The following is a 12,943-nucleotide window of genomic DNA, read 5'->3' as shown; positions in this document are numbered from 1 at the left end:
CATAATCGTAAGTTTCTCTTATAATAGAATAAGGTAAACTATACATATACGATTTAGTTTTAAAGGAGCTATGCAACGGTGAATACCAAATACTTAGACTTACTGGCACAAAAATATGATACGGAAGAGAAAGTTGTTACGGAAATCATTAATTTAAAAGCCATCCTTAACTTACCAAAAGGGACAGAGCATTTTGTCAGTGATTTGCACGGCGAGTATCAAGCCTTTCAACATGTGTTGCGCAATGGTTCCGGGAGAGTAAAAGAGAAAATCAGAGATATTTTTAGCGGCAGCATTTATGAGAAGGAAATCGATGAATTGGCTGCATTGGTTTATTATCCGGAAGACAAACTTCAAGTTATCAAAAATGACTTTAATAAAGATGAAGCATTAAATGAGTGGTACAAAAAAACGATCAAACGGCTGATCAAGCTCGTTTCTTATTCTTCTTCTAAATATACGCGCTCAAAATTACGGAAGGCGCTTCCTAGCCAGTTTGCTTATATCATTGAAGAGCTTCTATATAAAACAGAAGAAAACGGTAATAAAGAACAATATTACTCCGAGATTATTGAGCAAGTGATTACCCTTGGACAAGCTGAAAAGCTCGTGATTGGACTAGCTTACAGCACGCAGCAGCTAGTCGTAGACCACTTACATGTTGTCGGCGATATTTACGATCGCGGACCAGAACCAGATAAGATTATGGAGGAGCTTATTAATTACCACTCTGTTGACGTGCAATGGGGAAATCATGATGTGCTCTGGATTGGTGCTTTTGCTGGATCAAAGGTGTGTTTAGCAAATATTCTTCGTATTTGTGCACGTTATGATAATCTGGACATCATTGAAGATGCTTATGGTATTAATCTTCGTCCTCTGTTGAATCTAGCGGAGAAATATTATGATGACAATCCTGCTTTTCGTCCAAAAACGCAGACAGATAAAAAAACTTCAGAGCATGAGATACAACAGATCACTAAAATGCATCAGGCAATTGCCATGATCCAGTTTAAACTAGAAAGCCCGATTATCAAAAGACGGCCGAATTTCAATATGAAAGAACGCTTGCTGCTTGAAAAAATTGACTATACTTCCAACGACATTACGCTAGGCGGCAGCACATATGATTTGAAAAATACTTGTTTTGCTACAATTAATCCGAAACAACCCGATATGCTATTAGAAGAAGAACAGCAAGTTATCGATAAGCTGTTATTCTCTGTCCAGCATTCTGAGAAATTAGCTCGACACATGAATTTCTTAATGCGAAAAGGCAGTCTGTATTTACGATATAACGGAAATCTATTAATTCACGGCTGTATTCCAATTGATGAAAACGGCGATATGGAGAAGATGGAGATTGAAGGCAAGTCTTACGCAGGTCGTGAACTGCTCGATCGCTTTGAAAAGTACCTTCGTGAAGCATTTGCTTCGCCAGAAAAAACAGACGATCTTGCAACGGACATGGTCTGGTATTTATGGACAGGCGAATACTCCTCCCTCTTCGGGAAACGAGCGATGACAACATTTGAACGTTACTTTATTGAAGATAAAACCATTCATAAAGAAGTGAAAAATCACTATTATTATTTGCGCGAAAATGAAGATACATGTCACAAAATCCTGACAGAATTTGATTTAGACCCACAACATGGGCATATTATAAATGGGCATACTCCAGTAAAAGAGATTGAAGGCGAGAACCCGATTAAAGCAAATGGACGAATTATCGTTATCGACGGCGGTTTTTCTAAAGCCTATCAATCCACAACCGGCATTGCCGGCTACACCTTGCTGTACAATTCCTATGGCATGCAGCTTGTCGCTCATAAGCATTTTAACTCAAAAAATGAAGTGCTAAACGACGGAACAGATGTCTTATCTGTGAAACGATTGGTCGACAAAGAGCTAGAACGGAAAAAGGTGCTTGAAACCAACGTCGGCGAGGAGTTATGCCAAGAGATATCCATTTTGAAAGATTTGATGGAATATCGGTATATGAAGTAAAGGTACAAAAAGACTCCAGAGCATTGAGCTCTGGAGTTTCTTTGCATAGCTTAAAATGCATACGTTGTTACGCCGCCATCGATAAAGAGGTTTTGTCCAGTAATGTAGCTCGAGCTGTCAGAACTGAACATGATGACAGGTGCAACTAGCTCTTCTAATTTGCCAAGTCGCTTCATTGGCGTTCGTTTCTCTAATGTACTGCGGAATTCTTCGTTTTCTAATGATGCTGCATTTAATGCTGTTTTAAAGAACCAAGGACTAATCGCATTTACCGTAATCCCTTTTGTTGCCCATTCGTTTGCCATTTGCCTCGTTAGCTGCACAACGCCTGCTTTACTTGGTCCATAGGGCGTGCCTGACGATAGCGTTAAAGCAGATGCAACAGACGCGACATTAATGATTCGTCCGAAGTTTTGTTTTACCATGTATTTACCGGCTGCTTTAGACATTAAGAATACCGATTTAAAGTTCACATCCATAACCATATCCCAGTTTTCTTCTGATAGTTCCAAGGTTGTCTCCCGAACGCTAGTACCAGCATTATTTATTAAGATATCAAGATGACCAAAGTGCTCATACACTTTTTTTACCGTGTTTTGCACCGACTCACTGTCCGTAACATCGCACACTAATGCTAACGTACTGCAACCAGTAGTAGCCGCTATTTTATCAGCAGCTTCGGTCACTTCTTTTTCTGTACGTGCCACTAATGCCACATCTGCGCCAGCATTAGCCAAACCTTCTGCAAGCGTACGACCTATCCCTCTCCCTGCTCCTGTTACAATAGCCGCTTTGCCAGTTAAATCAAACATTCCTGTCATACTTTAGTTCGCCTCTTTCAGTGCTTTTACTAACTCTTCTCCCATTAGTTTAGACGAAAATGGATCACGGCTTGTAACAATCTGCTTGTCAGCCCAAACAGCATGAGCTGGTTTATCCAGATTCCCTTTTTCATAATCAGCGACCTTCGTCATTTCCTGCTCCAGGCTGAAAGGCAGAATATCCAATAAGCCTTCTGGTTCAATTTCATCCGGATAGCCCGTCACTTTTTTGCCAGCTATAATGCTGGATCCATCTGGCCGCATCGTCCAAATCAGTGGCGCTGGCCCATGACATTCTGCCGCAACAATTCCGCCATTGTCATAAATAGTATTGATAATCCGGTGCAAATCTTCATTCTTAGCTAGATCATACATCGCGCCATGACCGCCTACGATTAAAACAACATCGTAATCCTCCGGGTCTGCATCTGCTATTCTTTGCGTCTCATCCGCCCGCCCAGTTTCATACAGCGCCTTAAACGTTCCCTCTGGATCATACTCTGGTAAGAAGCTTGTCTGATCAACCACAGGTTTTCCGCCTAATGGAGAAGCCAGATCCACCTGATGTCCCGCTTCTTCCAAAGCATGAAGAGGTGCAAACAGTTCCTCCCCCACCAGCCTGTTTCATAGTTATTAGCTTCATCTTTATATCCGCTTGATAAGACAGCTAAGATTTTCGCCATTTCATATTCCTCCTTATTTCTGATGATGGGCTTTACCCGATTCCCCATAAAAAACGACCATATAAGTCATCCTTTTTTTAGAAATTTCTTCTTTATTGTTCGATATAGTTAGGCAGCTAATACATGAGATTTACTATGCAGCAAGCCAAGTTTAAAACCATATTGCTTTCTTTTTACTCCTTAAAATATTACTCCTCCTACTCTCCTTACGAGTAGTTACTCTAACTCAACTAAATCTTCACTCAAACAAAATGTAAAATAATGTACAATTCTCGACAAATCTACAGTAGAATAAGAAGAAAACTGGAAATTAATTCAAGTGAAGGAGGAGTCACTTTGAAGAAGATATTGTTATTGCTAGCCTCTATATTTTTATTAGCTGGATGTTCTTTTGAAGTACGGGAAGCCGACCCAGAAAAAAAAGATGGCCACTCGTTTGAATGGATTAACGAAAATGAGGATAAGTAAGAAAAAAATTAACGAATATATAGGCAGTAGATGCTTGTTATTGAAAATAGTCGTTTTTCCTTTTACATGCTTTTCGCGATTTCTCTATTCATAATAAACGTAAGAGTTATTACCTCCACACAAGACATTCACCCAACCCCAAGTCGCAAACCTACATATCCTACAGGGAATGCACGGGAGGTATGTTTATGACCAACTTTTATTCCTTCCAGGGAACTGTTACGACAATTCGTGACTTTCCTCAGAATGGCGAGGGCTGCTATAAGTTTATAACATTAGAAAACAATGCCGGCGCGGTTGTCAATTTTATCGCATCTCCTTCCACTTACTTTGTGGACCATAGCATGCTAGCTGTCGGCGATGTCGTAACTGGCTACTATAATGGCGATGCACCGGCAATTCTTATTTACCCGCCCCAATATGCAGCGCTTGTTATGGTGAAAGAAAACAGGAATCAGAATGTAAAGGTAAGTTACTTTAATGAGCAGCTTATAAGTAATGATGGACAGCTGCAACTAAACCTTTCTCCGTATACGCCATTGCTGCTTACAAACGGGCAAGCGTTTACGAGTAACCTAGCCAATAGGGACCTTATCGTGGTGTATGGACCTGCGACAAAGAGTATCCCAGCTCAGACTGTCCCTTACAAAGTAATCGTTTTGTGTTTGCAGCAGAATTAGATGAAAAAAGGCGCACCTTATGGTGAGCCTTTTTGGTAAATTCCAGGTAATCTTTGCGATTGCTTTATGTTGTAGTCAGCTTCGCATAGATAATAAAAAATATAGTCATTTCCGCTACGATAAGGATATATGGCATTGGCACTAGCAAATTAAAGACAAAGAACACACCTAAAATCCCAAGAAATAGTCCTAAATGATAGACTTTCAATCGATGGTGGGCATGTCTGTATTGATGGAACACAAATGTAGTTGAAAAGAAATAAAGTAAAACAGAACCGAAGATAAAGTATAAGTTAAAATAATAGTCCACCTCATCTAAAGCCATAATTCGGATGGACGCTGCTATTGCACTCAAAGACATTAAAATAAAGAGATGACCATAAATAATCGTTTGTCCGGCGGTTTGGATTGATTTGTCTACTTTTTTCTCTACATTATCAAAATACTGCCACCACATAGCGATAATCAGCAAGAATGAGATAACAGCAAATCCAATCGAATTCCAATCTCCTTGTGTGGGCTGAATAATCGCCAGCGTACTGACAAGTGATTCACCAAAGAGAATAATAGTGAATAAGCCAAACCGTTCCAATAAATGCGCTGTATTGGTCGGCACTTTTACTAGATATCTTCTCCCTAGTATAGGTACGATGATATCAATTAAGATACCTGCGTATAGCACCACATAGCGCAGCCATGAATCAAAGAACAGAGAAAGCAATGAAACGACAATGCCTACCCAAAAATACTTCCCGAGGTACAAAGCAGCTTCTTTCCTGGCTCCTTCTTCTATACGCTGCACTACAAAGTATTGGATAGCAGTAACTGCTCGCAAGCCAATATAGCCAATTAAGAAGGAAAGGTAATACGGATCAAAATCAACGGATAAACTTGAAGTCATAACTAAAGCAAAGAACATCTGCACAATTAAAAATAACCGTTGATGAAACAAGTCCATTCCAAAGCGGTTCACAAACATCGTCTGCCCTACCCAAGCCCACCAAATCGGCACAAATATCAGGACAAACTTAAACAGATACTCGGTATGTACGTGGCCATCTTCTACATGAAACAATACATGAGTAGCCACTGCAACAGACGCCACAAACAGTAAATCATAAAAAAGCTCCAACCATGTTACTTTCTTCTCGAACACCCCACCACTTCCTCCACGTTATAATCTATTTTAGACTCACTATTCAGAACATTTTTCTTGTCATAAGGCATAACCTGTTTTCTACCATTTAGGTAAGTACATAACAATTGAATGCTCTATATAAGCATATTACCAGAATAATCATTCTATAAGTAGCTGGTAGTTAGTTATGTATGATTTGCTAAAAACCTAAATCTGCTTAAAGCATTAAAAAAGCGCACCACAGCGGCACGCTTATAAAAACTATGTTAATTGGATTCTTCTTCCTCTGTACCTTCATCTGTTTCACCTGCATCATCTTGATCTTCTTGCTCTTCAATTTGTTCATCATCAGCTGGTTCTTCATCGTCATTACCGCAAGCCGCCAACGCTAATACTGATACTAATCCCACAGCCAGCATCCATTTTTTAAGCAAAGAAAACCTCTCCTTTTTGATAAACAAAATAAGATACGTAAGTAAGATACCAAACTGTTGTTAAGGAGTGGTCAAGCTATCGTAAATAAGTGTTAAGCTTAGCGATAATCGGCTGTTATATTTAATAGAAACTTTTTGCATAAATTAAAGGAGTTTTTCATATACAGTGAGAGCTTCATTTCTCCTCCTGCTGCACCCTGTTCGCCCTTCTCCTTAGATGAATAATAATAAAACCAATTCCCATCACCAGCGCTAATAGCGGCCACCACAATATACTGCCGGCATATGCACTTTGACTTCCGCCCGCATCAGAAACGATTTCATGCGGAGAAATAAGAGATAAGACTTGAATTACAAAGAACATCACAAATGAAGCTAAAAGTGATAAAACACCTGATAATAAGTACATCTTCGCCATCCCCTGCCTATAGGTAGTTATATTCCTATCTTAGCTTTTATTTGCAGTATTTGGTAGATTATTTTGGTGCTTGTAACCAAATAGAACTCTCCATATGTTAAAATATTCTAAAATAAGAAATAAAATAATAGTTTAGGAGCTTAGCCATGTCTGAACAAGATATGATTCAAAACACAAATACTCCGCAAACGCGCAGTTCCATAGCAAACGATCTGCGAAATCTAGGTTTAACAGAAGGAATGACCGTCTTAGTCCACAGCTCTATGAGCACATTGGGTTGGGTTTGCGGCGGTCCAGTAGCTGTCATACAAGCACTGCAAGATGTCTTAACACCGAGCGGGACACTAATTATGCCTGCTCACAGCGCCAACGTATCGGACCCTGCAGAGTGGGGAAACCCGCCAGTGCCAGAAGCATGGTGGCAAACAATCCGAGAAGAAATGCCAGCATTTGACCCCCAGATAACTCCCGCCTTCTTTATGGGGAAAATTGTTGATACGTTTCTAACCTTCCCTGATGTGAAGCGCAGCTATCATCCTGTTTCCTCCTTCGCAGCCTGGGGGAAGCATCAAGACAAAATCACAGGCACTCATTCTTTAGATTATGGGCTTGGAGAAGACTCTCCGCTGGCAAGCATCTATGATTTAAATGGACACGTTCTGCTGCTCGGAATCGGTTATGACAACAATACTTCCATGCATCTTGGAGAGCATAGAGCTGGACATATGCCAGTTATTACGAAGAGCAGTCCAGTATTTGAGAATGGGAAGAAGATTTGGAAGACATTTTCTGATATAGAATATGATGAAGAACGCTTTCCCGCTATCGGAGAAGCATTCGAGAAAGAACATCATGTAAGCCTTGGTAAGATTGGAGATGCAGAGGCGAGACTGATGTCTCAGCCAGCTATTGTTGATTATACAGCTAGTTATCTTCAAGGATAGATGTTTCCTAGTATAATATTTTTTGCTTAAACGAAGCGTGGGTGACCAAATGATAATGGTCACCCGCTTTTTTCTTCCTTCATTGCCTAAAAGATAAAATAGCATGCTTCACTTTAAAAAAGATTGAAGTTACCGATATAAAGAAGTGCATGTTATTACAAATTCTGTAGCTTGCATAACTTAATATAAGCAAAATGCTTCAGATAGATACTTTTAGGAAGAAAGGAATGGCATGGTGAAAATTAAAACAAAACTCTTAGGGATTATCTCCATATTGATATTTTCATTAGTTTTAATTGGAGGTTCCTCTCTTTATATCAATTCTTCTATGGTCGAGAAGAATGAAATCTTAAAGGATAAAATGGAATTTCAGAATCAAATCAAACATGTACAGTACCGATTAGCCGGCTTGTCCAATGATGAGAGAGGGTTTCTCGTCACTGGTGATAGTCAATTTGCTGATGGAATGCAAGAAAAAAGTGACGACATCTTTTCTACTTTGGATCAATTAGAAACACTGATCCACAACCAAGCGTATACGCAAAATGTAGATGATATCCGAACGAATTTCACAGCTTTCTGGGGCATGAATCAGGAAGTTATTTCTCAATATACTTCCAATTCAGAGGAAGCTGAAGCACTTCACTTCGGCGAGGAACGAACCTTACGGAAGGAAGTATTAGATCCATCCGTAAATGACTTAGTCGATCAGTTGAATGAGGATGTAACAGACCTTAAAAATGATATTCATAGCTACGGATTGGTTAGCAAGTGGTTCATCACAGCTGTGACAATCATTTCTATTGTACTAGGAATTATTTTAAGTCTGCTCCTGCTAAGGTCTATCTTAGTACCGCTTAGAAGCTTGAATCAACAGCTGGAAGAGATTGCACAGGGAGATGCAGATCTCACACAAACAGTAGATGTAAACAGTAAAGACGAATTCGGCCAGCTCGCTACTTCGTTTAATGCATTTGTTGACTCTCTTGCAGGTATTGTAAAGCAAATAAGCAGCTCATCTCAGCAAGTGGCAGCTTCTTCAGAAGAATTATCAGCAAGTGCCGAGCAGTCCAGAGCAACTTCTGATCAAATTTCGCAATCTATGAAGGAAATTGCTGCAACGAGTACAAACCAAAGTACAATGACCGAGAAAAGCAATGCATCAATCACGGAAATATTAGCGAGTCTCTCCAGCGTGGCGGAAAATACCACTAACATTGCGGAAAGTTCATCTCTTATGAAAGACAAAGCAGAGATAGGTGCCGCGTCGATACATACAACCTCCGAACAAATGGCATTAATTGACCAGTCCGTTCGCGAAGCTGGCAATGGATTAGCATCATTAATGAAGGGCACAACCGAGATAAGTCACATCTCCTCCTTTATCACAGATATCTCGGAACAAACGAACCTCCTTGCATTAAATGCTGCCATAGAAGCTGCACGAGCAGGAGAACACGGAAAAGGCTTTGCTGTTGTAGCAGAAGAAGTTCGCAAGCTTGCTGATGAAACAAATACATCAGCAAGCCATATCAAGCAACTCGTTTCCACAATCGAAGCAGACTCAAAAGATACGGAACTTAATATCAATAACGTACAGCAAAACGTAGCTTCAGGAATGAATCTAACGCTTGAAACTAAACAGCAATTTGACGAAATAGTAAGCTACGTAGAACAAGTAACCTCTCAAATTCAAGAAGTTGCAGCTGCCACACAACAACTAACGGCAGGCGTTGACGTTATTCAGCATACGATTTCAACTCTGGACACAGGAACGAAGGAAACAGCAAACAGATCCGGCGCAGCCGCAGTAGCAACAGCGGAACAGTTAGGGTCAATGGAGGAAATCTCAAGTGCTGCTGTTTCACTTTCGCATTTGGCGGAAGAATTGCAGATGGTGGTTGGTCGATTTAAGTATTAGAAAAACAATTCCATGTTGTTGAAAGAATTAAAGTAGGTCCCGCAGTTATTTTCTGCGGGACCTACTTTCGTCTTAATGTATTTCATGTATATACCTCTTACTTTATAACAATTTGTAGTATCAACTCTACTATTTGCATGCTAATAGTAATTTTTATAGTAGAGCTTGCCTATCGTTTTTCTCTGTTTTATAGAAGATTGCCATATGTATGCTCACCCATTCTTTATCTATATCGTTAAACCAATATTATCCTTTTTCTAGTATAACAAGAATTTTATTTCTTTTACTAGATTAGCAACATAGAAACCAGCCAACAATCTGACAACAAGATTAAACTCCACTACTTGCAACCATCGTATATCAAAAAAGAGCCCAGAGAAAATTCCTCTGAACTCTTATCCCATTTATTCGCTTTTAACATTCTCAGTATCCACAAAGATCTTCTGATTCTTACCCGCTATTGTCCCTAGGAACGCTATGCACAGAGCAGCGGTCATAAGAATCAGGAGTGGTATCGTCCATCCATTTGTCTGCTCAGCAATGGTTCCAAGCAGGAGTGGCCCCAGCGAAGCTAATAAATAGCCCACTGATTGGGCCATACTGGACAGCTGCGAAGATTCGGAAACTGTATTGGTGCGCAGTACAAAGAACATCATTGCTACACTAAAGGCTGTTCCTGCGCCAATGCCTGTAATAATCAGCGGTACAATAATTAAACTAGATGAAATAAGCGAGACTCCTAGTAGACCGAAGAAGAATAAAAGACCTGCCAAACAGCCTATCAGCCGCTGACTCTTCATTCTGCCGGCGATAATAGGTGCTAGGAAGGTTGTTGGCATCAATCCAACCTGATAGATGGCAATAAGCCAGCCCGCTTCACTTTCATCAAATCCTTTTGTCATTAAAATATCCGGCAGCCAGGTGAACAGGCTGTACGGTATAAAGGATTGCAAGCCCATGAATAAAGTGACTGCCCAAGCAATTTTCGATCTAAATATTCCCCTTGATGGGCTGATCTCTACTTGCACAAACGTTTTCTTTCCCGACGCACGCATTGCTGGAATTCGTAGAACCAATATTATTATGGCAATGATAGAGAGGATACTCCAGATCTGCATCGCATTTCGCCAGCCGAAGCTGGGCACAGAAGCTATCGGAACAGCGATACCGGAAGCCAGCGCACCGAAGATATTCATCGAAACAGAATAAATACCCGTCATCAGCCCAATTTGATAAGGAAAAGTTGACTTAATCAACCCTGGCATCAGCACGTTACCAAAAGCTATCGCCATGCCGAGCAGCAACGTGCCAAATAGCAGCAGTGGAACTCCGCTTAAAGCCCGAATAAAAATACCGACGGCAAGCATACACATCGCAGCTAACAGCGTTAACTCCATGCCAAATTTACTCGATATTTTTGGCACCAACGAAGAAAAAACACCAAATGCAATAAGTGGCAGTGTATTCACTAAACCTATTAGCGCATTGGAAACATCCAGTTCTTCACGGAAGAAAGGAATCAGCGGGCCTACCGAAGTAAGCGGTGAACGCAGTGTTGCGGCAATGAAGATAATCGCCAAGATTAATAAGATTGTATAATAGCGTTGTTGTTTATTTGTTCTAAGTCTGTTCACAGAAGAAGTCCTTCCTATTTTAGATGCGATAATTAATACTAACAAAGATATCATAACGGAAGTAGAAGTTAATTCATGAATTCCAACTTTTAACCGAGTTAACTCTTAGAAAAAGGGAGCAGCTGTTGGCTACTCCCTTACGAATTATTAAAAACCTTCTGAGCAAGGCATCTCTAGAATTTAATCCTGCTAAAAGCGTTTTGTTCGTCATCAACGCTACTATCAAGGACGCTCTAATGCCTTATAATCCTCCATATATTTACCGCTATTCGCTACAAAAGAATGATAAAGTGCCTTAACAGCAAAATCTTTTTCTAAGTCCATTTCAGCTTAGAGCCTTTTTAATTCTTGACGTAATTCGCTGTTTTGGTCAATTAATTTCGTCATGGTTGCTTTGTTATATTTCATGTTCGACACATCCCTACTTCATTACTTTTATAAATACGACTTTTAAATAGTTAAATTCGGGGTAATTGTTTGGTACAGTAAAATCTTCTGGCAGCTGGTGTTCTTCTAAGATTTTGTAGCGTGTATTCGTTTCGGTAAATGCTTTATCAATAAATGTTTTAAACTTCTTCATGTTGAAGCTAGCGTTATTTGTGGATGCAATAATTACGCCATCATCACTTGTTATCTTCAAGGTATCTTTAAGCAGCTTCGGATAATCCTTGGCTGTACTGAACGTGATCTTCTTTGTTCGCGCAAAGCTGGGCGGATCCAATACGACAACATCAAACTTCAAATCATGTCGAGCCGCATATCGGAAGTAATCAAATACATCCATCACTTTAATATCCTGCGCTTCATAATCAATTTCATTTACGGCAAATTGCTCGATTGTTTTTGGCAGGCTTCGTTTTGCTACGTCCACGCTTGTTGTCTTCACCGCACCACCAAGAGCAGCTGCTACGGAAAACGCACCTGTATAAGAAAATGTATTCAGGACCGTTTTTCCATCTGAATATTGGTCACGTAATGCCTTCCGCACATTACGCTGATCTAAGAAGATACCTGTCATGGCTCCATCATTTAAATCAACCGCATATTTCATCCCGTTTTCCAAAACAATCAAAGGAAATTCTCCCTTTTCACCGGACACATAATCATCTTGTTCCACGTATTGGCCATTTGTATTAAATCGTAATTTCTCATATAGACCGCGCACTTCTACCGCTTCACCCAAAGCTTGATAGATAGCTTCACGGAAGGAATACATCCCTTCACTATACCAGCTCACCATATAAAAGCCGTCATAGTAATCAATGATTAAACCGCCGATACCGTCACCTTCCCCATTAAATACACGGAAAGCAGTCGTATCTTCTGTTTCGTATAAATTCTTCCGTCTAGCAACAGCAGCACTAAGTTTCTTAACAAAAAACGTCGCATCAATCTTTTCCTGTTCTTTACGCGTTAAAACCCAGCCTATCCCTTTATTTTGCAGGCCATAATATGCTGTTGCAAGATATTTGCCGCTAGAATCAACTAAGCGTAAAATACTTCCTTCATCCATTGTTACTCCTGAAATTTCAACCGCTTCCTTAGCGAGTAACGGATAGCCATTTGTTATATTTTGAACCGACTTCGGTTTTACTTTTACTTCTACTAACTGTCTCATACTGTCATCCTTACTTTTCTGGTTTATATTAATTATGCCATTGTTTAATAAAATTAGCGAAATTCCTGTTAAAACAAACCCGACTCAACCTATTAAGAAAGAAAAAAGGCTTCTCAAAAGTCTATTGACTGATGAAAAGCCTTTTGGCTCTGTTAATTACCTATTGATTTACTT

The 12,943-nt window shown here is 40.0% G+C and carries 13 protein-coding genes; 5 read left to right on the top strand and 8 right to left on the bottom strand.

The window, feature by feature from the left end; translation table 11 throughout:
- Positions 1 to 78 precede the first annotated feature (78 nt).
- Positions 79 to 2,010, top strand: a complete 1,932-nt coding sequence (gene fbp, locus KS242_RS03485; protein ID WP_217323032.1) for a fructose-1,6-bisphosphatase — start codon at positions 79 to 81, stop codon at positions 2,008 to 2,010.
- Positions 2,011 to 2,060: 50 nt separating this feature from the next.
- Here the strand turns inward: fbp and KS242_RS03480 are convergent, their stop codons facing one another.
- Genes KS242_RS03480 through KS242_RS18010 form a run of 3 tightly spaced genes read right to left on the bottom strand, consistent with a single transcriptional unit; the run spans position 2,061 to position 3,514 of the window.
- Positions 2,061 to 2,831, bottom strand: a complete 771-nt coding sequence (locus KS242_RS03480) for an SDR family NAD(P)-dependent oxidoreductase (RefSeq protein ID WP_217323031.1) — start codon at positions 2,829 to 2,831, stop codon at positions 2,061 to 2,063.
- 3 nt (positions 2,832 to 2,834) lie between these two features.
- A complete protein-coding gene (locus KS242_RS03475) occupies positions 2,835 to 3,392 on the bottom strand; it encodes a type 1 glutamine amidotransferase domain-containing protein (protein ID WP_254391793.1) in 558 nt (185 codons plus the stop codon).
- On the bottom strand, positions 3,371 to 3,514 hold the full coding sequence (locus KS242_RS18010; protein WP_254391792.1) for a hypothetical protein: 144 nt from the start codon (positions 3,512 to 3,514) through the stop codon (positions 3,371 to 3,373). Before KS242_RS18010 ends, KS242_RS03475 begins: the two co-directional genes overlap by 22 nt.
- Positions 3,515 to 3,850: 336 nt before the next feature.
- On the opposite strand from KS242_RS18010, the gene KS242_RS03470 reads away from it, so the two are divergent.
- Both KS242_RS03470 and KS242_RS03465 read left to right on the top strand, forming a co-directional pair.
- Entirely contained in the window at positions 3,851 to 3,982 is a 132-nt protein-coding gene (locus KS242_RS03470; RefSeq protein WP_217323030.1) for a lipoprotein, read from the top strand.
- A gap of 188 nt (positions 3,983 to 4,170) precedes the next feature.
- Entirely contained in the window at positions 4,171 to 4,662 is a 492-nt protein-coding gene (locus KS242_RS03465) for a hypothetical protein (protein WP_217323029.1), read from the top strand.
- Positions 4,663 to 4,726: 64 nt separating this feature from the next.
- On the opposite strand, the gene KS242_RS03460 is transcribed toward KS242_RS03465, so the two are convergent.
- The 3 genes from KS242_RS03460 to KS242_RS03450 all read right to left on the bottom strand — a co-directional run bounded on the left by KS242_RS03460 (position 4,727) and on the right by KS242_RS03450 (position 6,643).
- Positions 4,727 to 5,818 (bottom strand): low temperature requirement protein A, encoded by a 1,092-nt coding sequence (locus tag KS242_RS03460; RefSeq protein WP_217323028.1) that lies wholly within the window; start codon positions 5,816 to 5,818, stop codon positions 4,727 to 4,729.
- 248 nt (positions 5,819 to 6,066) lie between these two features.
- Positions 6,067 to 6,234: a hypothetical protein gene (locus KS242_RS03455; RefSeq protein WP_217323027.1), complete on the bottom strand. Its 168-nt coding sequence runs from the start codon at positions 6,232 to 6,234 to the stop codon at positions 6,067 to 6,069.
- A gap of 175 nt (positions 6,235 to 6,409) precedes the next feature.
- Positions 6,410 to 6,643 carry a hypothetical protein gene (locus tag KS242_RS03450; protein ID WP_217323026.1) on the bottom strand — a complete coding sequence of 78 codons (234 nt, stop codon included), beginning with the start codon at positions 6,641 to 6,643 and terminating at the stop codon, positions 6,410 to 6,412.
- A gap of 155 nt (positions 6,644 to 6,798) precedes the next feature.
- Here KS242_RS03450 and KS242_RS03445 point away from each other — a divergent pair, with 155 nt between their 5' ends.
- Both KS242_RS03445 and KS242_RS03440 read left to right on the top strand, forming a co-directional pair.
- Complete coding sequence (locus KS242_RS03445) at positions 6,799 to 7,596, top strand: AAC(3) family N-acetyltransferase (protein WP_217323025.1); 798 nt, start codon at positions 6,799 to 6,801, stop codon at positions 7,594 to 7,596.
- A gap of 235 nt (positions 7,597 to 7,831) precedes the next feature.
- Positions 7,832 to 9,517: a methyl-accepting chemotaxis protein gene (locus tag KS242_RS03440; RefSeq protein ID WP_217324046.1), complete on the top strand. Its 1,686-nt coding sequence runs from the start codon at positions 7,832 to 7,834 to the stop codon at positions 9,515 to 9,517.
- 404 nt (positions 9,518 to 9,921) lie between these two features.
- On the opposite strand, the gene KS242_RS03435 is transcribed toward KS242_RS03440, so the two are convergent.
- Together KS242_RS03435 and KS242_RS03430 are read right to left on the bottom strand one after the other, a co-directional pair.
- Positions 9,922 to 11,151, bottom strand: a complete 1,230-nt coding sequence (locus tag KS242_RS03435; protein WP_217323024.1) for a CynX/NimT family MFS transporter — start codon at positions 11,149 to 11,151, stop codon at positions 9,922 to 9,924.
- Between the two features lie 421 nt (positions 11,152 to 11,572).
- Positions 11,573 to 12,769: a class I SAM-dependent rRNA methyltransferase gene (locus tag KS242_RS03430; RefSeq protein WP_217323023.1), complete on the bottom strand. Its 1,197-nt coding sequence runs from the start codon at positions 12,767 to 12,769 to the stop codon at positions 11,573 to 11,575.
- Between the last annotated feature and the right edge of the window lie 174 nt (positions 12,770 to 12,943).

This window comes from Terribacillus sp. DMT04 (assembly GCF_019056395.1).
Lineage (GTDB): Bacteria > Bacillota > Bacilli > Bacillales > Amphibacillaceae > Terribacillus > Terribacillus aidingensis_A.
This window is presented reverse-complemented; position numbering and strand designations above follow the sequence as displayed.

Excerpts from the sequence above, each read along its gene's own strand:
- KS242_RS03480 (WP_217323031.1), bottom strand. The coding sequence starts at position 2,831 with ATGACAGGAATGTTTGATTTAACTGGCAAAGCGGCTATTGTAACAGGA.
- KS242_RS18010 (WP_254391792.1), bottom strand. The coding sequence starts at position 3,514 with ATGGCGAAAATCTTAGCTGTCTTATCAAGCGGATATAAAGATGAAGCT.
- KS242_RS03445 (WP_217323025.1), top strand. The coding sequence starts at position 6,799 with ATGTCTGAACAAGATATGATTCAAAACACAAATACTCCGCAAACGCGC.
- KS242_RS03430 (WP_217323023.1), bottom strand. The coding sequence starts at position 12,769 with ATGAGACAGTTAGTAGAAGTAAAAGTAAAACCGAAGTCGGTTCAAAAT.
- KS242_RS03465 (WP_217323029.1), top strand. The coding sequence starts at position 4,171 with ATGACCAACTTTTATTCCTTCCAGGGAACTGTTACGACAATTCGTGAC.
- KS242_RS03450 (WP_217323026.1), bottom strand. The coding sequence starts at position 6,643 with ATGTACTTATTATCAGGTGTTTTATCACTTTTAGCTTCATTTGTGATG.